Below are 22,434 nucleotides of genomic sequence, written 5' to 3' on the forward strand. Positions count from 1 at the left end.
CCGGCCCCCGCCCCCCCGACGTGACACCGACATTGCAGCGACCCCGTCTCGCGGGGCCCAAACCACAGGGATTCCCATGACCCGCACCGTGCTCGAAAGCAAGACCAAGACCGTCGTGATCGGCTTCGACGAACCCTTCTGCGTCATCGGCGAACGCATCAACCCGACGGGGCGCAAGAAGCTCGCCGCCGAGCTCGAGATGGACGATTTCTCGACCGTCGAGAAGGACGCGGTCGAGCAGGTCGCCTGCGGCGCCATGGTGCTCGACATCAACTCGGGGGCGGTCTTCACCAACAGGATGGCCGACGATCCGCGTTATGCGGACAACAATTTCGTCGAGCCGATGCTGATGCCCGAGCTGGTGAAACGGGTGCAGTCCCTGGTCGATGTGCCCCTCTGCATCGACTCGAGCGTGCCGGGCGCCCTGGAGGCGGGGCTCGCCGCCGCCGAGGGCCGGCCGCTCCTGAACTCCGTTACCGGCGAGGAGGACCGGCTGGAGCTCGTCCTGCCGCTGGTCAAGAAATACAACGTGCCGGTCGTGGCGATCTCGAACGACGACACCGGCATTTCCGAGGATCCGGACGTCCGCTTCGCCGTCGCGAAGAAGATCGTCGAGCGGGCGGCGGATTTCGGCATCCCCGCGCATGACATCGTGGTCGACCCGCTCGTCATGCCGATCGGCGCCATGGCGAGCGCGGGACAGCAGGTCTTCGCGCTGGTCCGGCGGCTGCGCGACGAGCTGGGCGTAAACACCACCTGCGGCGCGTCGAACGTCAGTTTCGGCCTGCCGAACCGGCACGGGATCAACGCGGCCTTCCTGCCGATGGCGATCGGCGCGGGGATGACCTCGGCCATCATGAACCCGGTCCGCCAGGTCGAGATGGAGGCGATCAAGGCCGCCAACATGCTGATGAACCACGACCCGAACGGGAGCGCCTGGATCGGCTTCTCCCGCGTGCTCGACGCCGTGAAGGAGGGCGCGACCTTCCCCGAGGCGGCCCAGGCGGCGGCAGAGGGTGGCGCGGGCCGAGGCGGCCGTCGACGTCGTCGGGCCTGAGCGGGCGAGCCGGGCTTGAGCCCGTCCTGCATTTCCGGCTCGCAGGGCGGGGGTCTCCCCGCCTTCGCCCTCTCCGCACGGGCGCCGACTGCCTAGATCTCCGCAGGGTGCGATCTCCCACTCAGCATCCGCACTCACCACAAGCAAGCGCCGGCCCGTGGGATGGCGCGTCGCAACCGTCGAACCTCTCGATTTATGGCAGCCGTGGTAGCTCCCATGCCGACAGCAAGCGCCAACGTCACCAAAGCGCCAGCCCGCGTTCGTCGGGCAAAAGGTCCCCCGGACCTTTTGCAGACCCTCCTCACCGGGCCGGCGCTTGTCCGGCGCCGTTCGGGCTTGAGTCCGGACCTTGGGAATTGCTCAAGCGGCAAGAACCCGCGGCTTTCGGAAAACCCCGCCCCACCACCGCGGTCCGGGCTTGAGCCCGGCTTAGGCCATCTCCACCGAGTAGCTCTCGATCACCGTGTTCGCGAGCAGCTTCTCGCACATCTCGGTCACCGTCGCCTCGTCGGTGCCATCCGCCAGGTCGAGCTCGATCACCTTGCCCTGCCGGACGCCGTTCACGCCCTCGAACCCCAGCGAGCCGAGCGCGTGGCGCACCGCTTCGCCCTGCGGATCGAGCACCCCGCTCTTCAGCATCACATGCACGCGTGCCTTCATCGCCTGCCCCTCAGTTCCGTTCAGTTGATCAACGTCGGCTTCGTGACGTTGGTGCTTGCCTTAGGCATTATCCCGAGCCGCCGCGCCACCTCGGTATAGGCGTCGGTCAGGGAGCCGAGATCCCGGCGGAACACGTCCTTGTCGAGCTTCTGCCCCGTTTCCACGTCCCAGAGCCGGCAGGAATCCGGCGAGATCTCGTCGGCCACGACGAGGCGCTGGAAATCGCCCTCGTAGACCCGGCCGATCTCGATCTTGAAGTCGACCAGCTTGATGCCGACGGCCATCATCACGCCCGACAGGAAATCGTTCACCCGGAGCGCAAGCGCCAGGATGTCGTCCATGTCCTGCTGCGACGCCCAGTTGAAGGCCGCGATATGCTCTTCGGTGACCATCGGGTCGCCGAGCTTGTCGTCCTTGTAGTAATACTCGACGATCGGCCGCGGGAGGGGCATGCCCTCCTCCAGCCCGAGCCGCTTCGACAGCGAGCCCGCGGCGTAGTTGCGGACGACGACCTCGAGGGGAATGATCTCGCAGGCGCGGCAAAGCTGTTCGCGCATGTTCAGGCGGCGGATGAAATGCGTCGGCACCCCGATCCCGTTCAGCCCGTTCATGAAGAATTCGCTCAGGCGGTTGTTGAGGACGCCCTTGCCCTCGATCACGTCCTTCTTCTGCGCGTTGAACGCGGTCGCGTCATCCTTGAAGTACTGGACGATCGTGCCCGGCTCCGGGCCTTCATAGAGAATCTTCGCCTTGCCTTCGTAGATCTTCTTGCGCCGTGCCATGAGGTCTCCGCGTCCGCGGCGGGCCGAGTCCCGCCTGAACGCCCTCATATGTCATGGGCGGGTTTGCCGCAAGCGATGGCGCGGGCGGACACGGGTTTGAGACTTGCACGAGAGGCGGTGCCGGGTCATATCGGAGGAAACCTGGCAGCAAGGGGATCCGCCATGAGCACCTTCGACGAACGCGAGAACGCCTTCGAGAACAAGTACGCCCACGACGAGGAAATGAAGTTCCGCGCCGAGGCGCGCCGGAACAAGCTGCTCGGCCTCTGGGCCGCCGAGATGCTGGGCAAGACCGGCGACGACGCGACCGCCTATGCCGCCGAGGTGGTGAAATCCGACTTCGAGGAAGCCGGCAGCGAGGACGTCGTGCGCAAGGTCGCGGGCGATCTGGGCGACAAGGCCGATGCCGACACCGTGCGCCGCAAGATGGACGAGCTGCTGATCGTCGCCAAGGGCCAGCTCGTCAAGGAAAACTGAGCGCTGCCAGAGCTTTCGCCGGTCCGCCCGGCACAGACGGCCCGCCCCCGCGCGGGCCGTTCGCGTTTCGGGGGCACCGCCCCGCGCAGCAGTTTCCGGCCAATTCGCCCTGCTTTCCACCCGATCGTTAAGAGGCGGGTAAGCCCCGCGCGTCACCTTGCGGGCAACAGGGATGGCCGGAGTGTGGGACATGATGCGACAGCGGGCGCGCGCGGTGGCGGCGCAGAGGATCATCCGGGTGGCAGGCCCGCTCGGGTTCGGGGCGATCTGCCTGATGCTGCTCGGCGACCGGCTCTCGGGGATCGAGGCGCAGGCGGTCCTGTCCACCCTGCGCGAGGTCCATCCGCTGCAATGGCTCGCCGCGCTCGCCGCGACATGGGTCAGCTTCTGGGCGGTCGGCCGCTACGACGCGGTGGTGCACGGCAGCCTCGGCACCGGCATCGCCCGGCGCGAGGCGATGCGCGCGGGCGCGGCGGCGATCGCGCTGGCGCAGGTGCTGGGCCTCGGCGTGGTCACCGGCGCCCTTGCCCGCTGGCGCATGCTGCCGGGCCTCTCCGCCTTCGACGCCGCGCGGGTCTCGGGCGCGGTGGCGCTGTCCTTCCTCGCGGGCTGGGCGGTGGTCGCGGCGGCGGCAGAGCTGCTCCTGCCATCCGGCATCATGCCCTGGGCGGTCGCGCTCGCCATCCTCGGGCTGGCGGCGGCCCTCGCGGTGCTTGCCGTGCTGCGCGGAGAGGTGCGGCTGCGCGGCCGCCGCATCCGCCTGCCCAGCCTGCCCGCCATGACGACGATCCTCGGCCTCACCGCGCTCGACACGATCGCGGCGGCGCTGGCGCTGCATTCGCTGCTGCCCGCCGAAACCGCGCCGGGCCTCGCCGCGATCCTGCCCGCCTATCTGATGGCCCTCGGCGCGGCGCTCCTGACCGGCACGCCCGGCGGCGTGGGGCCCTTCGAACTGGCGCTCCTGACGCTGCTGCCGCAGGTGCCCGAGGCCGACCTGCTGGCCGGGATCCTCGGCTTCCGGCTGGTCTATTACGCCCTGCCCGCCTGCCTCGCGCTGATCGTGCTGGCCCGGCCTTTGCCGCCGCGGGCGGCCGATCCCGGCGCAGGGCGTCTGTCTCCGGCCCCGCCGGCCGGCATCGCCACCGCCCCGCGGGCGGAACTGGGCATCGCCCGGCAGAACGGCGCCTGCGGGCTCGCGGCGCGCGGCTCCGAGGCGGCGGTGGTCGAGACCGGACAGGCGTTCGTGCTGCTCTTCGCTGCGGCCCATGGCCCCCTCCCGCCGCTGCTGCCCGCCCTCGCCGCCCTCGCCCGCGACCGGACCCGCGTCGCCTGCGCCTACAAGATCGCGGCCCGGGACGCCTGTCTCGCCCGGCAGGTCGGCTGGCGTGTCGCGCGGATCGCGGACGAGGCGGTGCTCGACCTCGCCCGCTTCACCTTCGACCACCCCGCCCGCAGCCAGCTCCGCCGCAAGCTGCGCAAGGCCGAGAAGGCCGGGCTGACCATCCGCCGGGCCGAGGCCTTGCCGCTGGCCGACATGGCCGCCGTCGATCGGGCATGGACCGCGCGGCACGGAACGGCGCGCGGGGTCACGATGGGGGTCTTCAGCCCCGCCTACCTGCGCGGCCAGACCGTCTGGCTCGCCGAACGCGACGGGGCGCTGGTCGCCTTCGTCACCTTCCACAGAGGCCGGACCGAATGGACGCTCGACCTGATGCGCCACGGCGACACGCTGCCGGACGGCACCATGCACGCCCTCGTCGCCGCCGCCATCGCCGAGGCCCAGGCCGCCGGCGTGCCCCGCCTCTCGCTTGCGGCGCTGCCCGCAGTGCCCGCCGGGGAGGGTCCGCTGACCGCCCGGCTGCGCGCGGCGATCGCCCGGCGCGGTGGCGGCGAGGGGCTCACCCGGTTCAAGACCGCCTTCCACCCCCGCCGCGCGCCGCTCTACGCGGCCGCTCCGGGGCCTGCCGCCCTTGCGCTGGCGCTCGCCGACCTTGCGCTCAGCGTGCACCGTCCACCGCCTCCCGCCATTGCCTTTGCCCCGGCGACGTGACAGATCTGGACCCGACGCACGCGACATGGAGACGCCCGATGACCGACGCCCTCACGGCCCTGCTGCAAGAGCGTGACTGGCTGATGGCCGACGGAGCCACCGGCACCAACCTCTTCAACATGGGGCTCGGCGCGGGCGATGCGCCCGAGCTCTGGAATGTCGATGCGCCCGAGAAGATCCGCGCGCTCTATGCTTCGGCGATCGACGCGGGCAGCGATCTCTTCCTGACCAACACCTTCGGCGGCAACGCCGCCCGGCTGAAGCTGCACGACGCCCAGTCACGGGTGCGCGAGCTGAACCGCGCCGGCGCCGAGATCGGACGCGAACTCGCCGACAAGGCCGGCCGCCCGGTCGTCGTCGCAGGCTCCGTCGGCCCGACCGGAGAGATCATGGCCCCGATGGGGGCCCTCACCCACGCGGCCGCGGTCGAGATGTTCCACGAACAGGCCGAGGGCCTGAAGGACGGCGGCGCCGACGTGCTCTGGCTCGAGACGATATCGGCCCCCGAGGAATACCGGGCCGCCGCCGAGGCCTTCGCGCTGGCCGGCATGCCCTGGTGCGGCACGATGAGCTTCGACACCGCCGGCCGCACGATGATGGGCATGACCTCCTCGGACATGGTCGCGATGGTCGAGAAACTGCCCAACCCGCCGATCGCCTACGGCGCCAATTGCGGCGTCGGCGCATCGGACCTGCTGCGCACCGTGCTGGGTTTCGCGGCACAGGGGTCCGAGCGCCCGATCATCTCGAAGGGCAATGCGGGCATTCCCAAATACGTCGACGGCCACATCCATTACGACGGCACGCCCGAGCTTATGGCGGATTACGCGGTCATGGCCCGCGACTGCGGCGCGACGATCATCGGCGGCTGCTGCGGCACCATGCCCGAACATCTCGAGAAGATGCACGAGGCGCTCTCCACCCGCCCGCGCGGCCCCCGGCCCACGCTGGACGAGATCGCCGAGACGCTCGGCGGCTTCTCCTCGGCCAGCGACGGCACCGGCGACGACGCCGGCCCCGCCCGCCGCCGCACGCGCCGCCGCGCCTGAGCCCGCGCGCCGCGCGCGCGCCAGGCAGGGCCGCAGGCCGCCGCGGCCCCGCCGCGGCTCGTCCATCGGGCGCGGACGCCCCGCATCATCCTCGACAGGGCGCGCACTGGGGCAGACCTGCCCCTGAACCGCGTAACGGCCCGACCACGGCAACAGGGCGCCCCGTTCCCCTGTCTGGGTCGGATGGCCACAGGCTTCCTTCCCCCGGATCGGGGGAAGGCCAGGATGGGGGCTGATGGGGTCGTGTGCCGAAGGCACCGCTGGATCGCGCCTGGAACGAGGCCCCGTCGTGCAGCTTCGGAGAGAGCGCCCGCGCGTCGACACCTTCGAGGCAATTGACGTTCACCCCCGCCAGCCGGGTCCCGTCCGGCATCTGGCCGACCGAGTGGCTCCGGATCCCGCAGGTCGCGCAGACGAGGTGCTGGATCGTCCCCGTGCTGAACCTCGAGGTCGAGATCCGCCTCCTAGGCGACCGCCCCGCACTGGCAGCTTCCGTGACAGGTCTCCGTTCCCATGGCAGCCTCCTCAGCCGAACAGGTCCATCTGTGCCCCCCGTGGCACCGGGGGCCGGAAGAGGTCGCACCTGAGCGGCGGCAGCGCCCGGTCGAGCCCGAGCCGCCGCGCCGCGCGGGCGAACCTCTGCCCGATCATCTGGGCATGATGCCCCTCGCCGCGCATCCGCTTTCCCCATTGCGCATCGTAATCCTTGCCGCCGTGCATCTCGCGCACCCGCGCCATCACGCGGCCCGCGCGGTCGGGATAATGCTCCTCCAGCCAGTCGCGGAAGAGCGGCGAGACCTCGAGCGGCAGGCGCAGCATGATCCAGCTCGCCGCCACCGCGCCCGCCTGCGCCCCGGCCTCCAGCAGCGCCTCGATCTCGTGATCCGTCAGCCCCGGCACCACCGGCGAGGTCATGATCCGCACCTCGACGCCCGCCTCCGTGAGGCGCCGGATCACCTCCAGCCGCTTGGCGGGCGCCGGCGCCCGCGGCTCCATCCGCCGGGACAGCACGGGGTCCAGGGTCGTCACCGAGATCCCGACCCGCACCAGCCGGTCCCGCGCCATCTCGGACAGGATGTCGAGGTCGCGCAGGATCAGCGTGCCCTTGGTCACGATGCCCACGGGATGGCGCGCCTCGCGCAGCACCTCGAGCATCGCGCGCGTCACGCCGTAGCGCTTCTCGATCGGCTGGTAGGGGTCGGTGTTCGTCCCCATGGCCAGCGTCGCGACCTTGTAGGATTTCGCCGCCAGCTCCTTGGCCAGCAGCTCCGCCGCCCCCGGCCGCGCCACCAGCCGCGTCTCGAAATCGAGCCCCGCCGAAAGCCCCAGCCAGGCATGGGTGGGGCGGGCGAAACAGTAGATGCAGCCGTGTTCGCACCCGCGGTAGGCGTTCACCGACCGGTCGAAGGGCAGATCGGGCGAGCTGTTGTAGGTGATGATCTTCCGCGCCCGCTCCTCCGAGACCTCGGTGCGCAGGACGGGCAGGTCCTCCTCGATGTCCCATCCGTCGCTCTCGGCCTGGCGCAGCTCGCGCTCGTAGCGGCCCGCACGGTTCGACCGCGCGCCGCGTCCCCGCAGCCGTTCGGGCGCGACGCGGTGCGCCGCGAGGCTGGTGTCGGGATCGGGGGTCCGGGGCGGCAACGGCATCCTCCGAGGATGGAACATTAAGTGAACATTTGCAATCCCCCCGCTATGGATGTGCCTCGGGCGACACCGCGCCTTCACAATCCGCGTCCGAGGTCGGTTCGATCGCCGCCTATGTCGCAATTCGGCCAGTGCCCTGCGGCCAATTGCCCGATGGGTGGGGCAGAACAGCCCGGGCCGCTCCCCGCCCGGCGAGAGAAGGATGGCATGGCCCATGTCTGACGACGACGAAGAAATCATCCTCGCGGATCTGAACGACGAGGAACTGGTCCAGCAGATGTTCGACGACCTCTACGACGGTCTCAAGGAAGAGATCGAAGAGAGCGTGCACATCCTGCTCGAGCGTGGATGGGAACCCTACCGCATCCTGACGGAGGCGCTCGTCGGCGGCATGACCATCGTCGGCAACGACTTCCGCGACGGCATCCTCTTCGTCCCCGAGGTGCTGCTCGCCGCCAATGCGATGAAGGGCGGGATGGCGATCCTGAAGCCCCTGCTGATCGCGACCGGCGCGCCGCGCATGGGCAAGATGGTGATCGGCACCGTGAAGGGCGACATCCACGACATCGGCAAGAACCTCGTCTCGATGATGATGGAGGGCGCCGGGTTCGAGGTGGTCGATCTGGGCATCAACAACGCGGTCGAGAAGTATCTCGAGGCGCTCGAGACCGAGCAGCCGGATATCCTCGGCATGTCGGCCCTGCTGACGACCACGATGCCCTACATGAAGGTCGTGATCGACACGATGAAGGAGAAGGGAATCCGCGACGATTACATCGTCCTTGTCGGCGGTGCCCCCCTGAACGAGGAATTCGGCCGCGCCATCGGCGCCGACGCCTATTGCCGCGACGCAGCCGTGGCGGTCGAGACGGCGAAGCAGTTCGTCGCCCGCAAGCACAACCAGGGCGTCGCCCGCTGAGACCCCGGGGCGCGGCGGGCCCCGGCCCCGCCGCGCCACCCCGGACTTTCGCGCGCCGCCCGGCTTTACGGACGGGCGCGCCGCCTTACGTCTGCGGGCAAGGAGATCGCCATGCCCCCGCAGGACCACACCCCGCACGACACCCGGAACAGCCCCACCACCGCCCCGGACCGGACCGAACCACCGGCCCGGCCGGACAGCGCGTCCCGCGTGCCGGGACCGAAGAAGAGCCACCGCGGCACCGTGATCCTGGCTGCGGTGCTGATCGGCGCCCTGGGTCTCTCCGCGCTCGCCGCGGGCGCGGCCCTGCTCGCGGTCGGCATCGGCGCCGTGGCGGTGGCCGCGCTTGCGATCTACCTCGTCTGGACCACACGCCGCGGGACCTGAGGCCGGAGCGATCCGGCAAGGCGCAGGAACCGCGGTGACAGCCGCCGCCGCACTCGACCGCGGCCAGCGCCCGCCCCATCGACAAGCCCGGGCGAGGCGCGCCTGACCGGGCTCGCCGATCACCGCCGTGCCCCCCGGCGCTCCGTGCCGCCCGGCCGCGCGACAGCCCCCTTGACCGGTTCCCCCGCGACTGTCACATCGCGGATATGGAGCTGCCGGACGACCATGCCCTGACGCGGGACGGGATGCCCGCCACCGGCCGGGGCCGTGTGCTCCTGCTCGCCTGCGGGGCGCTGGCGCGCGAGGTGCTGGCGCTGATCCGCCTGAACGGCTGGAGCCGGTTCGACCTCCAGTGCCTGCCCGCGATCCTGCACAACCACCCCGAGCGGATCACCGGCGCCGTCGAGGCGGCGGTCGCCCGCCATGGCGCCGACTACGAGAGGGTCTTCGTCCTCTATGCCGATTGCGGCACCGGGGGGAGCCTCGCCGCCGCCTGCGCGAGGCTCGGGATCGGCATGCTCGCAGGCCCCCATTGCTACAGCTTCTTCGAGGGCAACGCGGCCTTCGAGGCACGCGGCGAGGTCACCGCCTTCTACCTCACCGATTTCCTCACCCGGCAGTTCGACGCCTTCTGCTGGCGCCCCCTCGGCCTCGACCGCCATCCCGAGCTGCGCGAGATGTATTTCGGCAATTACGAACGCCTCGTCTACCTCGCCCAGACCGAGGATCCCGCGCTCACCGCACGGGCCGAGGAGGCCGCCGCCCGCCTCGGTCTGCCGTTCGAACGTCGCTTCACCGGCTACGGCGATCTCGCCGCGGAGCTCGAAGCGCTGGCGGCCGGATGAGCCGCCCTGCCCTCAGCGCCGATTGCAGCGCCTGCGCCGCGCTCTGCTGCCTCGCCCTCGCGCTCGACCGCGGCGAGAGCTTCGCCATCGACAAGCCGGCGGGCACCCCCTGCCCCAACCTCGCGGGCCACGCCTGCGCGATCCATGCCGATCTGGCGAAGAAGGGCTTCCCCGGCTGCACCCGCTACAGCTGCCACGGCGCCGGCCAGCGCGTGGTGCAGGAGGTCTTCGCGGGCCGCTCGTGGCAGGACGACCCGGCCCTCACCGGCCCGATGATCGCGGCCTTCGGCGACATGCGCGCGGTGCAGTCCCGGCTCGAGCTTCTCGTGGCGGCCGAGGCGCTGCCGCTGGCGAAGGGCGATGCGGCGCGCCGCGACGCGCTCGAACGCGCGCTCTGGCCCGAGGCGCTCGACACCGCCCGGCTCGACGGCTTCGCCACCTCCCCCCTTTCGCGCGAGATCGACACCTTCGTCGCCTCCCTCCGCCGCTACGTGCCCGCGCCTTGACCCGCCCCCGGCGGGGCAAGGCCATGAAAGAGGCAAAGCCGCGCCCGGAGGCGCGGCTTTTCCTTTGGATCAGGCCCCCTCCCCGGTCAGTTGGGCATCAGGTCCGGCACGATGGTCACGATGGAGGGCACGAACCACAGGAGCGCGAGGCCGAGGACCTGGATCAGCACGAAAGGAATGATCCCGCGGTAGATGTGCCCCGTCGTCACCGAGGGCGGCGCGACCCCGCGCAGATAGAAGAGCGCGAAGCCGAAGGGCGGCGTCAGGAACGAGGTCTGCAGGTTCACCGCGATCATGATCGTCACCCATTTCGGATCGAAGGTGCCGCCGTAGATGACCGGCCCGACGATCGGGATCACGATATAGATGATCTCGAGGAAATCGAGCACGAAGCCCAGGATGAAGAGCACCAGCATCACGATCAGGAAGACCTGGAACTCGCTGTCGAAGCTGCGCAGGAACTCCTGGATGTAATGCTCGCCCCCGAAGGAGATCACCACGAGGTTCAAGAGCTGCGATCCGATCAGGATGGTGAAGACCATCGAGGTGACCTTGGCCGTCTCCCGCACGATCGGCGTCAGCACGCCCACCCTGTAGAGCGCCCAGCCCGCCGCAACGAGCCCGAAGGCCGCGAAGAGGAAGGCGCCATAGGCCACGAAGAAGGCGATCCACGTCTGGAAGCCCACATTCTCCTGCGTGATCCTGAGGTCGAAATTCGCCCCCACGAGGATCATCACCACGACCGCGAGCGTCGCGTTGATGATGATCCAGCCGGAATGCCCCCGCTCGCGCAGCTTGCGATAGCCGGCCAGCATGATCGCCCCCGCCGCACCGAGCGCGGCGGCCGGCGTCGGGTTGGTGATCCCGCCGAGGATCGAGCCCAGCACCGCCACGATCAGCATCAGCGGCGGGAAGACCACGCGGATCAGCTCGTTCTCGGCCAGCCGCGCGGCGGCATGGCGCGAGGCCCAGAGCGCCACCAGCAGCGGCAGGGCGATGACCAGCAGCGTGACCAGCGGCGTGGTGGTCGGATGGATGAAGAACACGTCCGCCATCAGCATGGTCACGGCGCCGGCGGCCCCGATGATGAGGGGCTCGGCCCCGGCCGAGGGTTTCACCCCGCGCGCGATCGCGAAGAGCAGCAGCAGGAGCACGCCCATGGTGGCGATGCCCGATCCGATCGGCGCGGCCGCGGCGATCTTCAGGCCGCGCAGCTCCTCGATCTCTTCGGGCGAGAGCCGCACGCTGTCCTGCCCGCCGCCCGACTCCGCGATGGCCTCGGTCTGGCGGACGGCAAGGTCCCACATCGGCTGGCCGTGCAGCGCGATCATCGCCTCCCGGCACTCGGGGCTGACGTTCGTGCGCAGGATCGCCCCCTCGCTCGCCTCCGAGAAGGCATCGACGCCGGTGTCCTGCGATCCGATCAGCCCGGTCTCGACCATCGCGAAGGTGCCCGCCAGGATCAGCGCCGGCACGGCGAGGAACCAGGTCAGCCCCGTGCCGCGGGTGATCGTCTCCCTGCTGTCGCGCTCGACGTGGACAGAGGGCGCCTTGGACGGGCGGAAGAGCGCGAAGCCGAAGGCGTAGGCCGCGTAGAGGAAGGCCAAGAGGATCCCCGGCAGCATCGCCGCCTGAAAGAGCGTGCCGACCGAGACCACCGCCGGCCGGCCGAGCAGCGTCAGCGCGTCGGAGCAGCCGACCGCCTGCGCACGGCTCTCCTGCGCGGCCGAATAGAGATCGCCCGCCAGCGTGCCCAGCAGGACGATGACGATCGAGGGCGGGATGATCTGCCCCAGGGTCCCGCTCGCCGCGATCACCCCGGTGGAGAGCTCGGGCGAATAGCCGTTCCTGAGCATCGTGGGCAGCGACAGCAGGCCCATGGTCACCACGGTCGCGCCGACGATGCCGGTCGAGGCGGCAAGGAAGGCGCCCACCACGACGACCGAGACGGCCAGGCCGCCGGGCAGCGGACCGAAGATCCGCGCCATGGTGGTCAAGAGGTCGTTGGCGATCTTGGAGCGCTCGAGCGTGATGCCCATCATCACGAACATCAGCACCGCCAGCAGCGTCTCGATCGACTGGCCCGCGAAGACACGTTCGTTCATCCGGTTCACGATGAACGACAGGTTCCGGTCGACGGCGACCTCCCAGCCCCGGTCGAAGAGCGGCACGGCGACGGTCGGCAGATCCGGGTATCGGAAGGTCGATATCGTGTCGGGCTTCACCCCCGTGGCCAGCAGGTCCCGGAAGGCCTGTGTCGAGGTGTCGATCACGTTGTGTACGAGGATGCCCTGGGCATCGAGATAGGCGATGATCGCGAAGGCGAAGATCCCGGCGCCCGAGATCGCGAAGGCGACCGGGAAGCCCGAGAGGATCCCCGCGAAGAGACACAGGAAGACGATGATCAGCCCGATCTCGACGCCATCAAGTCCGAATAGCATGACCCATTAACCCCTTAATGCGTGCCTTCGTAGGCTTCTTCGCCCTCGCCGAGGGAATCCCGGTCGAGGTATTTGTCCGCGGAGGCCTCGCCCTCGACGAATTCGAGATAGGAGCGGTAGAAGAAGGCCACGGCCTGCAGCAGCACCATGGCCACGAAGCAGAGCATCAGTATCTTGAACAGGAAGTAGCCGTTGAACCCGTCGGGGCTGAACCCGATGGTTTCCACGTTCCACTTCACGATGGAGGATTTGCGCAGCATCAGCTCCAGCTGATCCGAGGCCGAGACCTTGGGGGTGATCAGGTGCCGCCAGAGGAAGAACCAGGCGTACATCCATGTCAGCACCATCGGCGGGATCATCAGGAAGAGCGCGCCGAACATGTCGACCGCGCGCTTGGCCCGGTGCCTGAGCGGCGCATAGATCAGGTCGACCCGCACGTGTCCGCCCTGCACGAAGGTGTAAGAGACGCAGAGCGCGATCACCACGGCGTTCCAGAACTTCAGCCCCTCGGACCACCAGCCGACCGATTGCGTGATGCCCAGGCCAAGCGGCGCGATGGTGAATTCGCCCAGGCGGAAGATCGACTGGAGGAAGACCACCAGCGTCTGCTGGGCGACCATGATCAGGCCCGCCCAGGCCGCGGTGCGCCCGACGGCGTTTGCAAAGCCCTCAAGCCCCCGCACGCAGGCCCACATGAAGGGCCGGAAGATCAGCCCGATCAGCGTGACGACCAGGAAGATGTCGAAGACGACGAAGAAGAATTCGACCGATGCGCCGTAATAGACGAAGCGCATCAGGGCTTCCTTGTCGGACCAGTCGAGCCAGAGGCTCGGATGGGTCACGGCGAAGAAGAGATTGTAGAACCCCAGACCGATCTGCGTCACGAGCCAGCTCAGAGCGTCGAGCATTGCCTGTCCCCCCGTATAGGCGGACTGCGCACCGGCCGGTGCGCAGTCCTGTCGTTCAATGGACCCGCAGGGGGATCAGCCGTTCACGCGGGAGCGCTGGCGCACGTAGGTCGCGTCGGAGACCGAGACCCAGCCCGCCGTGTTCGCCATCGAGGCTTCCATCGACTCGCGGGTTCTGGCGAAGATCTCGTCGTCCATGAAGCCGTCGAGCACCTTCTTGGAGGCTGCGCCGAAAGCGTCCCAGATGTCGTCCGAGAATTCCTCGACCTGGGTGCCGCCGTCGCGCAGGCGCTTCAGCGCCGGGCCGTTGTTGGCGATGAAGAGCGCGTAGTTGTGCTGGTGCGTCTCGGCCGCGGCATGGCGGATGATGGCCTGATGCTCGCTCGAGAGCCCGTCGAAGACCGAGAGGTTCACGCCGACCGAGAGGGCCGCGCCCGGCTCGTGGAAGCCGGCGGGGTAGTAGTACTTGCAGACCTCCTGCAGGCCCAGCTTCTCGTCCGACCAGGGCCCGATCCATTCGGTCGCGTCCAGCGCGCCGGTGGACAGCGCCTGGTAGATCTCGCCGCCGGGGATGTTCTGGACCGAGGCGCCGAGTTCCGCCAGCGCCTGGCCGCCGAGGCCGGGCATGCGGAACTTGAGGCCCTTGAAATCGTCGGCCGATTTGACCGGGTTCCGGAACCAGCCGCCGCCCTGCGCCGCGGTCTGCCCGGCGATGAACGGCTTGATGCCGAAGACTTCGCCCAGCTCGTGGTGCAGGTCCATGCCGTCCTGGGCATAGTACCAGACCATCATCTCGGGCGCCGTCATGCCGAAGGGCACGGCGGTGAAATAGGCCCATGCCGGGTGCTGCCCGACCCAGTAGTAATCCGCACCGTGGTAGATGTCGGCCTGCCCGGAGGTGACGGCGTCGAAGCTCTCCAGCGCTCCGACAAGCTCACCCGCGCCCTTGGCGTCGATGGTCAGCGTGCCGCCCGACATGTCGGCCACGTTGTTCACGAAGCGCTCGACCGAGTCCCAGACACCGGCCAGACCGCGCGGCCAGGTCGTGACCATGGTCAGCGTGGTGCCGCCCTGCGCGACGGCCGGAGCGGCCAGCGAGGTCGCCGCCGCCGCGCCGCCGCCGATTGCCGACGTCTTCAGAAAAGAACGACGATCCATATTATTTCCTCCCAGAATGTTATTGCGCGGCGGCCGTTACCTGCCGCCGCGCGGATCGTTGCGAGTGCCTGGAAAGGTATCGGCTAATTCCGACTGGCGAAACAAATTTATTGCATATGTAGGGCCCCGAGCGTGGAAATTTTCGGCACCGCGGCCGAAATTATGCTTTACGTTCCGATACTTCGTAGGGTTTCGTTACAATGCACACGCATAGGTAGAGGGCTTGACTAGGGGCTGAGGAATCGGTTCAGCACCCGGGCCTCCTGGCCCTCCATCAGGCTCGCGGCGGTGGCCATGTGGTCCGCCATCACCTGCCGCGCCCGCTCCGCGTCGCCGCCGCGCAGCGCCTCGATCAGCTGCATCTGGTAGGCCCGGCCCCGGGCCCAGAGCTCCACGTTGGGCGGCTCGTAGAGCTTCCGGTAGATCGTCAGGTCCGACAGGATCTGGGCCATGAAGCCGATCAGGAAACCCAGGAGCTCGTTCTCGGCGAATTCCGACAGCAGCTGGTGGAACCGAAGCGAGGCGACATGCTGGGCGCGCTCCTCCTCGACCGACGCCGCCGGGTGATCGTAGGTCGCCACCACCGCGTCGAGCCGCGCCAGCTGCTCCGCATCGAGCCGGCCGGCCAGCGACGCGGCCAGTTCCGGCTCCAGCAGGCGGCGCAGCTGGTAGATGTCGTGCAGGGTCAGGTCGCGGAAGTAGAAGTAGTTCCCCAGAAGCGCCCGCGCCCGCTCCGCCGAGACCTCGTGCACGAAGGACCCGCCCCCCGGGCCGGTGCGGGTCCGCACCAGACCCTGCGCCTCGAGGATGCGCATCGCCTCGCGGATGGTGCCCTTGGCCATGCCGAAGCGCGCCATGAGCTCCGCCTCGCCCGGCAGACGGTCGCCCTTGCGCAGGCCCTCCGTTACGACGAAGTCCTTGATCGCCTCGGCCACGCGCTGCGGGCGCGACCGTCGCGGGGTCATGGCGGGCGTCTCGTCGGTCAGGGCAACCTCCTCCGGTAGGGCCCGGTCCGGGGCCGAAGGTATTTTTCATGATGAATAGGCGCCGTGCAAGCCGGAGCCATGAAAAAGGCCGGGACGCAACCGCGCCCCGGCCTGAGATTCATTCGGGAAGCGATTGTTATTTCAGCGCTTCGTCGGTGATGTCATGGGTCCAGGCGCCTTCCGGCTCCTTGGTGATCGCCGGGTTCTCGGCCGAGACGGCGCTGAGCAGGGTCTTCACGGTCTGCTCGTAATCCGCCGGGTCGAGCGTGCCGTCGGAGCCCTCGGTGAGCTTGGCCACCTCGCCCATCATGTATTCCTGGTGCTCCAGCGTCTGCGCGCCGGTCTCGTCGTTGTCGAGCACGATCTGCGCGGCTTCGGCCGGATTCTCCTCGGCGTATTTCCAGCCCTTCATCGAGGCGCGCACGAAGCGGACCATCTTGTCCCTGAACTCCGGATCCTCGAGGTTCTCCTCGAGCACGTAGAGCCCGTCCTCGAGCATGCCGAAGCCCATCTCGAGGTAGTTGAATGTGACCAGCTCGTCCTCGGTGATGCCCGCATCCAGAACCTGGCCGTATTCGTTGTAGGTCATCGTCGAGATGCAATCCGCCTGCCCCTGGATCAGGGGATCGGCGCTGAAGGCCTGCTTGATGACGCTGACGCCGTTCTCGTCCGCGCCGTCCGTCTCGATCCCGAGCGAGGCCATCCAGGCGTAGAACGGGTATTCGTTGCCGTAGAACCAGACGCCCATGATGTGGCCCGGGAAGTCCTCGGGCGTCTCGATGCCCGCCGACTTGAGGCAGTTGACCTGAAGCCCGCCGGTCTTGAAGGGCTGGGCGATGTTCACCAGCGGCACGCCGCGTTCGCGCGCGGCAAGGCCCGCGGCCATCCACGTCGTGATGACGTCGGCGCCACCGGCCGCGATCACCTGCTCGGGCGCGATATCGGGGCCGCCCGGCTTGATCGTGACGTCGAGGTTCTCTTCCTCGTAGAAGCCCTTGTCCTTGGCCACGTAATAGCCCGCGAACTGGGCCTGCGTGACCCATTTCAGCTGCAGCGTCACCTCGTCCTGCGCCTGCGCGGCGCCGGCGAGCGAGAGGGCCGCGACGGCCCCTGCGATCCATGTCTTCATTCTCATTACTCCCTTGTTGGTCTTGTCGTTACCGCCTTTGCGACGGATGCCAGAACGTGAGCCGTCTTTCGATCAGGGCCACGACACCGTAGAAGGCGGACCCGGCCAGGGCGGCCACGACGATCTCGGCCCAGACCATGTCGAGCGCGAGCTGCCCCACGGATGTTGAGATGCGAAAGCCCATCCCGACAATGGGAGAGCCGAAGAATTCCGCCACGATCGCGCCGATCATCGCCAGCGTCGATGAAATTTTCAGCCCGTTGAAGATGAACGGCATCGCGGCCGGGAGGCGGAGCTTGAACAAGCCCTGCCAGTAACTTGCGGCATAGGTCTTCATCAGGTCCCGCTGCATCTGCGTCGTGTCCTGAAGCCCCGCCACGATGTTCACGAGCATCGGGAAGAAGACCATCAGGACGACCACCGCGGCCTTGGAATGCCAGTCGAACCCGTACCACATGACGAGGATCGGCGCGGTCCCCACGATGGGCAGCGCGGCGACGAAGGAGCCCACGGGCAGGAGCCCCCGGCGCAGGAAGTCCCAGCGGTCGACGAGGATCGCGGTCAGGAAGGCGGCGGTGCAGCCGATGGCATAGCCGCCGAGCGCGCCCTTCAGGAAGGTCTGCTTGAAATCGACCCAGAGCGTCGGGCCCGATCCCGCGACACGCTCCGCGATGACGCTGGGCGCGGGCAGGATGACGATGGGCAGCTCCAGCCCCCGCACGACGAGCTCCCACATGGCGAGCAGCGTCAGGCCGAAGAGCAGCGGCACCAGCAGCCTGACCGTGGAGGTCCCGGCGCTCTCGCCGTTGGCGAGGCGGACATTGACCGTCCACATGATCGCCCAGAGGGCCAGCGCGGCGATGATCAGGATCATGTCGCGAGCCCCATCCGTTTCAGCGTCGCCCGCTCGATCCCCGCGACGATCGCCACCAGCGCGGCCGCGAGGATGGCGGTTGCGAAGAGCGCCGACCAGATCTGCACGGTCTGGCCGTAATAGCTCCCCGTCAGCAGCCGCGCGCCGAGGCCGCGGCTCGCGCCCGTGGGCAGCTCGCCCACGATGGCGCCGACGAGCGAGGCGGCGATGCCCACCTTCAGCGAGGCGAAGAGATAGGGGGCCGAGGCCGGCAGGCGCAGTTTCCAGAAGGTCTCGGAACGGCTCGCGTTATAGGTCTTCAGCAGGTCGAACTGCATCGCGTCGGGGCTCCGCAGCCCCTTCACCATCCCCACGACCACCGGGAAGAACGACAGATACGCGCTGATGATCGCCTTCGGTATCAGCCCCTGCACGCCGATGGAGTTCAGCACCACGATGATCATCGGCGCGATGGCGAGGATCGGGATCGTCTGGCTCGCGATGGCCCAGGGCATGACGCTCATGTCCATCGCCCGGGAATGCACGATCCCGATGGCGAGCAGGATGCCGAGGCCCGTGCCGATCGCAAAGCCCACGACAGTCGCCGAGAGCGTCACCCAGCCGTGGTAGACGAGGCTCTGCTTGCTCGCCGGGTGCTGCAGCGCGGTCGTCCGCCAGAGCTCCGCCACCACCTGGTGCGGCACCGGCAACCGCGGCTTGGCCTGTGTCCAGCTGTCGGTCCATTGCGCGGGGTTCCTGGCGGCAAGCGCGATGGCCCCCATGTTCCGCCGCTCGGCCCCGCTCTCGGGGGTCACCTCGGCGCCCGCGCGCTGCGCGCTGGTGACGGCGAAATGGATGTTCATCGGGATCGCCGCGAGATACCAGAAGGCGACGATGGCGGCGACGACGACGGCGACGGGGAGGATCGTCCTCATCGCATCCCCTCATGGCCTGTGGCGCGTTCAGTCATAGGCATGCCCCGCCCTGAGCCCGTCGCGCACCCTGTGAGCGATTTCAAGGAATTCCGGCGTGTCCCTGATGTCGAGCGGGCGCTCCTGCGGCAGCGTGCTCTCGATCACGTCGGTGATCCGGCCCGGCCGCGGGGACATCACGACGATCTTGGTCGAGAGATAGACCGCCTCGGGGATCGAATGGGTCACGAAGCCGATGGTCTTGCCGGTCCGGGCCCAGAGCTTGAGAAGCTCCTCGTTCAGATGGTCGCGCACGATCTCGTCCAGCGCGCCGAAGGGTTCGTCCATCAGGAGGATGTCCGCATCGAAGCTCAGCGCCCGCGCGATCGAGGCCCGCTGCTGCATCCCGCCCGAGAGCTGCCAGGGGTATTTGCCGCCAAACCCGGCCAGGTCAACGAGCTCCAGCACGCGGTTCACCCGCTCCTCCTGTTCGGCGCGGGAGAACCCCATGATCTCGAGCGGCAGCCTGATGTTCTTCGCGATGGTCCGCCACGGGTAGAGCCCCGCCGCCTGGAAGACATAGCCATAGGCCCGCGCCTTCCGCGCCTCCTCGGGGGACATGCCGTTGACGGTCAGCGACCCGCCCGTGGGCTCCTCGAGCGCCGCCACGCAGCGCAGGAAGGTGGTCTTGCCGCAGCCCGAGGGGCCGATGAAGCTGACGAATTCGCCGGCGCCGATCTGAAGCGACACATCCTTCAGCGCCGCCACCGGCCCGTCCGCGGTCTCGAATGTCAGATCGAGGTTTTTCGACTCGATCACAGGCACTTGCGTCACGAAGCTCAGATCCCCGCCGGAATGTTCATCGGGTCCCGCTTCACGCTGCGGGGCGAGTTCAGCTCTTTCCACTTCGTCAGCGCTTTATGCGCCGAGGGGAAGGCCGGCCGCGGCACGAAGCGCCCGCGCCCGGGCTGAGGCTGGGAGTTCTGGCCCCAGGCCCAGATCGTCTCGCCGCGCGAGATCGTGTAGCGGGCCTGCGCGGTGACCTCCTTGCCCTCGAAGACGTTGTAATCGAGGATCGAATGGTGGTTCGAGGCGGAGATCGTCTTGGTGATCTTCGGATCCCAGACCACGATATCGGCATCGGCCCCGGGCACCAGCGCGCCCTTTTTCGGATAGATATTCAATATCTTGGCGATGTTCGTTGACGTGGCCGCGACAAATTCCTCGGGTGTCAGGCGCCCCGTCTCCACCCCGGTCGTCCAGAGCATCGCAAGACGTTCCTCCAACCCGTTGGTTCCGTTGGGGATCTTGGTGAAGTCGCCCACCCCCATCTTCTTCTGCTCGGAGGAGAACGCGGCGTGGTCCGTCGCCACCACCTGCAGCGACCCGGCGGCCAGCCCGGCCCAGAGCCCGTCCTGGTGCTCCTTGCCCCGGAACGGCGGCGACATGACGCGCTGCGCCGAATGCAGCCAGTCCTCGGAGAGGTATTCGTCCTCGTCGAGGCAGAGGAACTGCATCAGCGGCTCGCCATAGACCCGGATCCCCTTCTGCCGCGCGCGCCGGATCGCCTCGTGCGCCTGTTCGCAGGACACGTGCACGATGTAGAGCGGCACGCCCGCCGCGTCGGCAATGGTAATCGCCCGGTTCGCGGCCTCGCCCTCGAATTCCGGCGGCCGCGAGCGCGCGTGCCATTCCGGCCCGGTCTTGCCCTCGGCGAGAAACTTCCTCTGCATCAGGTCCACGAGGTCGCCGTTCTCGGCATGCACCATCGGCAACGCGCCCAGCTCCCTGCAGCGCGAGAAGGATGCGAACATCTCGTCATCCTCGACCATCAGCGCGCCCTTGTAGGCCATGAAGTGCTTGAAGGAGTTCACGCCCGCATCAACCGCGTCCTTCATCTCGTTGAAAACGCTCTCGTTCCATCCGGTGATCGCCATGTGATAGCCGATGTCGGAACAGATCTGCGGGGCCGATTTCCGGTGCCATTCCTGGATCGCGTTCTTGATCGAGCCGTCCTCGCCCGGCAGGCAGAAGTCGATCAGCATCGTCGTCCCGCCGCAGGCCGCGGCCCAGGTGCCGGTCTCGAAGGTCTCCGCCGCCGTGGTGCCCATGAAGGGCATCTCCAGGTGGGTATGCGGGTCGATCCCGCCGGGGATCACATAGGCCCCCTCCGCGTCGACATATTCGTCGCCCTTCAGGTCGGTCCCGATCTCCCTGATCGTCTCGCCCTCGATCAGGATGTCGCCTTCGAACTGACGGTCGGCGGTGACGATCGTCCCGCCCTTGATCACCTTGCTCATCTCTAGCTCCCTGTTGTCCTTGCCCCGGCCCGGCCTTCCTCTGGTCCATGTATCCCGGGGGTCCGGGGGCAGCGCCCCCGGGGTTATCCGCTATTCCACGATCTCCGCCGTCTCGAGCACGGCATGGAACAGCACGTCCGTGCCCGCCGCCGCCCAGTCTTTCGAGATCTCCTCGGCCTCGTTGTGGCTGAGCCCGTCGACGCAGGGGCACATGACCATCGCGGTCGGCGCCACCTGGTTGATCCAGCAGGCATCGTGCCCGGCGCCCGAGATGATGTCCCGATGCGAATAGCCGAGCCGCTCGGCCGCGGCCCGCAGCGCGCCCACGCATCCCGCGTCGAACTCCACCGGGTCGAAGCCGCCCACCTTCTCGAGCTCGACCTCCAAGCCCATGTCATCGCAGATCTTTCTGGCGCCCTCGTGGAGACGCTTCACCATGTCCTCGATCACGCTCAGATCCGGCGAGCGGAAGTCGACCGTGAAGACCGCCTTGCCGGGGATCACGTTCCGGGAGTTGGGATAGATGTCGATATGCCCCGCCGCGCCGACCGCATGGGGCGCGTGGCTCAAGGCGATCTCCTCGACCAGCTCCAGCACCCGGGCCATGCCGAGCCCCGCGTTCTTCCGCATCGGCATGGGTGTGGAGCCGGTATGCGCGTCCTTGCCGGTGATCGTCACCTGCGTCCAGGAGAGCCCCTGCCCGTGGGTGACGATGCCGATATCCTTGCCCTCGGCCTCGAGGATCGGCCCCTGTTCGATATGCAGCTCGAAGAAGGCGTGCATCTTGCGGGCGCCGACGGGCTCCTCGCCCTCCCAGCCGATCCGCTTCAGCTCGTCACCGAATTTCAGCCCCTTGGCATCGACGCGGTCCTTGGCCCATTCCTCGTCATGCACGCCCGCGAAGACGCCGGAGGACAGCATCGCGGGGGCGTAGCGGGTGCCCTCCTCGTTGGTCCAGTTGGTGACGACGATGGGATGTTTCGTCCGGATCCCGAGGTCGTTCAGGGAGCGCACGATCTCCAGCCCGCCGAGCACGCCGAGCACCCCGTCGTACTTCCCGCCCGTGGGCTGGGTGTCGAGGTGGGAGCCGACATAGACCGGCAGCGCCTCGGGGTCGGTCCCCTCGCGCCGCGCGAACATGTTGCCCATCGTGTCGAGCCCCATCTCGCAGCCCGCGTCTTCGCACCATTTCCGGAACAGCGCGCGCCCCTCGGCGTCTTCGTCGGTCAGGGTCTGGCGATTGTTGCCGCCCGCGACGCCGGGGCCGATCTTGGCCATCTCCATCAGGCTGTCCCACAGGCGGTCGCCGTTGATCTTGAGGTTCTCTCCTGGGGCGGGCATCGGCACTCCTTACGTCTTCGGGCTGGGACGA

Annotated in this window: 21 protein-coding genes; 8 read left to right on the forward strand and 13 right to left on the reverse strand. The window is 68.4% G+C overall.

The window, feature by feature from the left end:
• The first annotated feature begins 76 nt into the window (after positions 1 to 76).
• The gene (locus Q344_RS0106315; RefSeq protein WP_028285954.1) at positions 77 to 1,057 is read left to right on the forward strand and encodes a methyltetrahydrofolate cobalamin methyltransferase; all 981 of its coding nucleotides are present in this window, start codon (positions 77 to 79) and stop codon (positions 1,055 to 1,057) included.
• Positions 1,058 to 1,486: 429 nt separating this feature from the next.
• Here Q344_RS0106315 and purS read toward each other — a convergent pair whose 3' ends face one another.
• Both purS and purC read right to left on the reverse strand, forming a co-directional pair.
• On the reverse strand, positions 1,487 to 1,717 hold the full coding sequence (gene purS / locus Q344_RS0106320) for a phosphoribosylformylglycinamidine synthase subunit PurS (protein ID WP_028285955.1): 231 nt from the start codon (positions 1,715 to 1,717) through the stop codon (positions 1,487 to 1,489).
• A gap of 20 nt (positions 1,718 to 1,737) precedes the next feature.
• Positions 1,738 to 2,499, reverse strand: a complete 762-nt coding sequence (gene purC, locus Q344_RS0106325; protein WP_028285956.1) for a phosphoribosylaminoimidazolesuccinocarboxamide synthase — start codon at positions 2,497 to 2,499, stop codon at positions 1,738 to 1,740.
• Between the two features lie 162 nt (positions 2,500 to 2,661).
• Between purC and Q344_RS0106330 the strand changes: the two genes are divergently transcribed.
• From Q344_RS0106330 to bmt, 3 genes are all read left to right on the forward strand, one after another.
• Positions 2,662 to 2,976, forward strand: a complete 315-nt coding sequence (locus tag Q344_RS0106330) for a DUF1476 domain-containing protein (RefSeq protein WP_028285957.1) — start codon at positions 2,662 to 2,664, stop codon at positions 2,974 to 2,976.
• A gap of 190 nt (positions 2,977 to 3,166) precedes the next feature.
• Positions 3,167 to 5,026: a phosphatidylglycerol lysyltransferase domain-containing protein gene (locus Q344_RS23230; RefSeq protein WP_051630316.1), complete on the forward strand. Its 1,860-nt coding sequence runs from the start codon at positions 3,167 to 3,169 to the stop codon at positions 5,024 to 5,026.
• A 38-nt stretch (positions 5,027 to 5,064) separates the two neighbouring features.
• The gene (bmt, locus tag Q344_RS0106340) at positions 5,065 to 6,075 is read left to right on the forward strand and encodes a betaine--homocysteine S-methyltransferase (protein ID WP_028285958.1); all 1,011 of its coding nucleotides are present in this window, start codon (positions 5,065 to 5,067) and stop codon (positions 6,073 to 6,075) included.
• Positions 6,076 to 6,600: 525 nt separating this feature from the next.
• Here the strand turns inward: bmt and Q344_RS0106345 are convergent.
• A complete protein-coding gene (locus Q344_RS0106345) occupies positions 6,601 to 7,722 on the reverse strand; it encodes a PA0069 family radical SAM protein (protein ID WP_084178313.1) in 1,122 nt (373 codons plus the stop codon).
• Between the two features lie 211 nt (positions 7,723 to 7,933).
• On the opposite strand from Q344_RS0106345, the gene Q344_RS0106350 reads away from it, so the two are divergent.
• From Q344_RS0106350 to Q344_RS0106365, 4 genes are all read left to right on the forward strand, one after another.
• Positions 7,934 to 8,638, forward strand: a complete 705-nt coding sequence (locus Q344_RS0106350; protein ID WP_028285960.1) for a corrinoid protein — start codon at positions 7,934 to 7,936, stop codon at positions 8,636 to 8,638.
• 111 nt (positions 8,639 to 8,749) lie between these two features.
• Positions 8,750 to 9,025 (forward strand): hypothetical protein, encoded by a 276-nt coding sequence (locus Q344_RS0106355; RefSeq protein WP_028285961.1) that lies wholly within the window; start codon positions 8,750 to 8,752, stop codon positions 9,023 to 9,025.
• Positions 9,026 to 9,231: 206 nt separating this feature from the next.
• The gene (locus Q344_RS0106360) at positions 9,232 to 9,870 is read left to right on the forward strand and encodes a DUF1638 domain-containing protein (protein WP_028285962.1); all 639 of its coding nucleotides are present in this window, start codon (positions 9,232 to 9,234) and stop codon (positions 9,868 to 9,870) included.
• Entirely contained in the window at positions 9,867 to 10,376 is a 510-nt protein-coding gene (locus tag Q344_RS0106365; protein WP_028285963.1) for a hypothetical protein, read from the forward strand. Before Q344_RS0106360 ends, Q344_RS0106365 begins: the two co-directional genes overlap by 4 nt.
• A gap of 86 nt (positions 10,377 to 10,462) precedes the next feature.
• On the opposite strand, the gene Q344_RS0106370 is transcribed toward Q344_RS0106365, so the two are convergent.
• The 10 genes from Q344_RS0106370 to Q344_RS0106415 form a co-directional block, all read right to left on the reverse strand.
• Positions 10,463 to 12,817 carry a TRAP transporter large permease gene (locus Q344_RS0106370; protein WP_028285964.1) on the reverse strand — a complete coding sequence of 785 codons (2,355 nt, stop codon included), beginning with the start codon at positions 12,815 to 12,817 and terminating at the stop codon, positions 10,463 to 10,465.
• A 14-nt stretch (positions 12,818 to 12,831) separates the two neighbouring features.
• Entirely contained in the window at positions 12,832 to 13,725 is an 894-nt protein-coding gene (locus tag Q344_RS0106375; RefSeq protein ID WP_028285965.1) for a TRAP transporter small permease subunit, read from the reverse strand.
• Positions 13,726 to 13,800: 75 nt separating this feature from the next.
• Positions 13,801 to 14,883 (reverse strand): TRAP transporter substrate-binding protein, encoded by a 1,083-nt coding sequence (locus tag Q344_RS0106380; RefSeq protein ID WP_028285966.1) that lies wholly within the window; start codon positions 14,881 to 14,883, stop codon positions 13,801 to 13,803.
• A gap of 227 nt (positions 14,884 to 15,110) precedes the next feature.
• A complete protein-coding gene (locus Q344_RS0106385) occupies positions 15,111 to 15,848 on the reverse strand; it encodes a FadR/GntR family transcriptional regulator (protein ID WP_036538394.1) in 738 nt (245 codons plus the stop codon).
• Positions 15,849 to 16,005: 157 nt separating this feature from the next.
• Positions 16,006 to 16,998, reverse strand: coding sequence for an ABC transporter substrate-binding protein (locus Q344_RS0106390; protein ID WP_028285968.1), 993 nt, complete (start codon positions 16,996 to 16,998; stop codon positions 16,006 to 16,008).
• A gap of 28 nt (positions 16,999 to 17,026) precedes the next feature.
• Positions 17,027 to 17,872 carry an ABC transporter permease gene (locus Q344_RS0106395; protein WP_028285969.1) on the reverse strand — a complete coding sequence of 282 codons (846 nt, stop codon included), beginning with the start codon at positions 17,870 to 17,872 and terminating at the stop codon, positions 17,027 to 17,029.
• Positions 17,869 to 18,786 carry an ABC transporter permease gene (locus tag Q344_RS0106400; RefSeq protein ID WP_028285970.1) on the reverse strand — a complete coding sequence of 306 codons (918 nt, stop codon included), beginning with the start codon at positions 18,784 to 18,786 and terminating at the stop codon, positions 17,869 to 17,871. The genes Q344_RS0106395 and Q344_RS0106400 overlap by 4 nt, the downstream gene beginning before the upstream one ends.
• Before the next feature lie 27 nt (positions 18,787 to 18,813).
• A complete protein-coding gene (locus Q344_RS0106405; protein ID WP_229669141.1) occupies positions 18,814 to 19,596 on the reverse strand; it encodes an ABC transporter ATP-binding protein in 783 nt (260 codons plus the stop codon).
• A 5-nt stretch (positions 19,597 to 19,601) separates the two neighbouring features.
• Positions 19,602 to 21,062, reverse strand: a complete 1,461-nt coding sequence (gene hydA / locus Q344_RS0106410) for a dihydropyrimidinase (protein WP_028285972.1) — start codon at positions 21,060 to 21,062, stop codon at positions 19,602 to 19,604.
• Between the two features lie 90 nt (positions 21,063 to 21,152).
• The gene (locus Q344_RS0106415; protein ID WP_028285973.1) at positions 21,153 to 22,403 is read right to left on the reverse strand and encodes a Zn-dependent hydrolase; all 1,251 of its coding nucleotides are present in this window, start codon (positions 22,401 to 22,403) and stop codon (positions 21,153 to 21,155) included.
• Between the last annotated feature and the right edge of the window lie 31 nt (positions 22,404 to 22,434).

It is taken from the genome of Pseudooceanicola nanhaiensis DSM 18065 (assembly GCF_000688295.1).
GTDB lineage: Bacteria > Pseudomonadota > Alphaproteobacteria > Rhodobacterales > Rhodobacteraceae > Pseudooceanicola > Pseudooceanicola nanhaiensis.

Bases quoted from the DNA above. Each gene is read 5' to 3' on its own strand.
- Q344_RS0106350 (WP_028285960.1), top strand. From the start codon at position 7,934: ATGTCTGACGACGACGAAGAAATCATCCTCGCGGATCTGAACGACGAG.
- Q344_RS0106380 (WP_028285966.1), bottom strand. From the start codon at position 14,883: ATGGATCGTCGTTCTTTTCTGAAGACGTCGGCAATCGGCGGCGGCGCG.
- Q344_RS0106400 (WP_028285970.1), bottom strand. From the start codon at position 18,786: ATGAGGACGATCCTCCCCGTCGCCGTCGTCGTCGCCGCCATCGTCGCC.
- Q344_RS0106385 (WP_036538394.1), bottom strand. From the start codon at position 15,848: ATGACCCCGCGACGGTCGCGCCCGCAGCGCGTGGCCGAGGCGATCAAG.
- hydA (WP_028285972.1), bottom strand. From the start codon at position 21,062: ATGAGCAAGGTGATCAAGGGCGGGACGATCGTCACCGCCGACCGTCAG.
- Q344_RS0106375 (WP_028285965.1), bottom strand. From the start codon at position 13,725: ATGCTCGACGCTCTGAGCTGGCTCGTGACGCAGATCGGTCTGGGGTTC.
- Q344_RS0106355 (WP_028285961.1), top strand. From the start codon at position 8,750: ATGCCCCCGCAGGACCACACCCCGCACGACACCCGGAACAGCCCCACC.
- Q344_RS0106360 (WP_028285962.1), top strand. From the start codon at position 9,232: ATGGAGCTGCCGGACGACCATGCCCTGACGCGGGACGGGATGCCCGCC.
- Q344_RS0106370 (WP_028285964.1), bottom strand. From the start codon at position 12,817: ATGCTATTCGGACTTGATGGCGTCGAGATCGGGCTGATCATCGTCTTC.
- Q344_RS23230 (WP_051630316.1), top strand. From the start codon at position 3,167: ATGATGCGACAGCGGGCGCGCGCGGTGGCGGCGCAGAGGATCATCCGG.
- Q344_RS0106415 (WP_028285973.1), bottom strand. From the start codon at position 22,403: ATGCCCGCCCCAGGAGAGAACCTCAAGATCAACGGCGACCGCCTGTGG.
- bmt (WP_028285958.1), top strand. From the start codon at position 5,065: ATGACCGACGCCCTCACGGCCCTGCTGCAAGAGCGTGACTGGCTGATG.
- Q344_RS0106390 (WP_028285968.1), bottom strand. From the start codon at position 16,998: ATGAAGACATGGATCGCAGGGGCCGTCGCGGCCCTCTCGCTCGCCGGC.
- Q344_RS0106395 (WP_028285969.1), bottom strand. From the start codon at position 17,872: ATGATCCTGATCATCGCCGCGCTGGCCCTCTGGGCGATCATGTGGACG.
- purC (WP_028285956.1), bottom strand. From the start codon at position 2,499: ATGGCACGGCGCAAGAAGATCTACGAAGGCAAGGCGAAGATTCTCTAT.
- Q344_RS0106315 (WP_028285954.1), top strand. From the start codon at position 77: ATGACCCGCACCGTGCTCGAAAGCAAGACCAAGACCGTCGTGATCGGC.
- Q344_RS0106330 (WP_028285957.1), top strand. From the start codon at position 2,662: ATGAGCACCTTCGACGAACGCGAGAACGCCTTCGAGAACAAGTACGCC.
- Q344_RS0106345 (WP_084178313.1), bottom strand. From the start codon at position 7,722: ATGCCGTTGCCGCCCCGGACCCCCGATCCCGACACCAGCCTCGCGGCG.
- purS (WP_028285955.1), bottom strand. From the start codon at position 1,717: ATGAAGGCACGCGTGCATGTGATGCTGAAGAGCGGGGTGCTCGATCCG.
- Q344_RS0106365 (WP_028285963.1), top strand. From the start codon at position 9,867: ATGAGCCGCCCTGCCCTCAGCGCCGATTGCAGCGCCTGCGCCGCGCTC.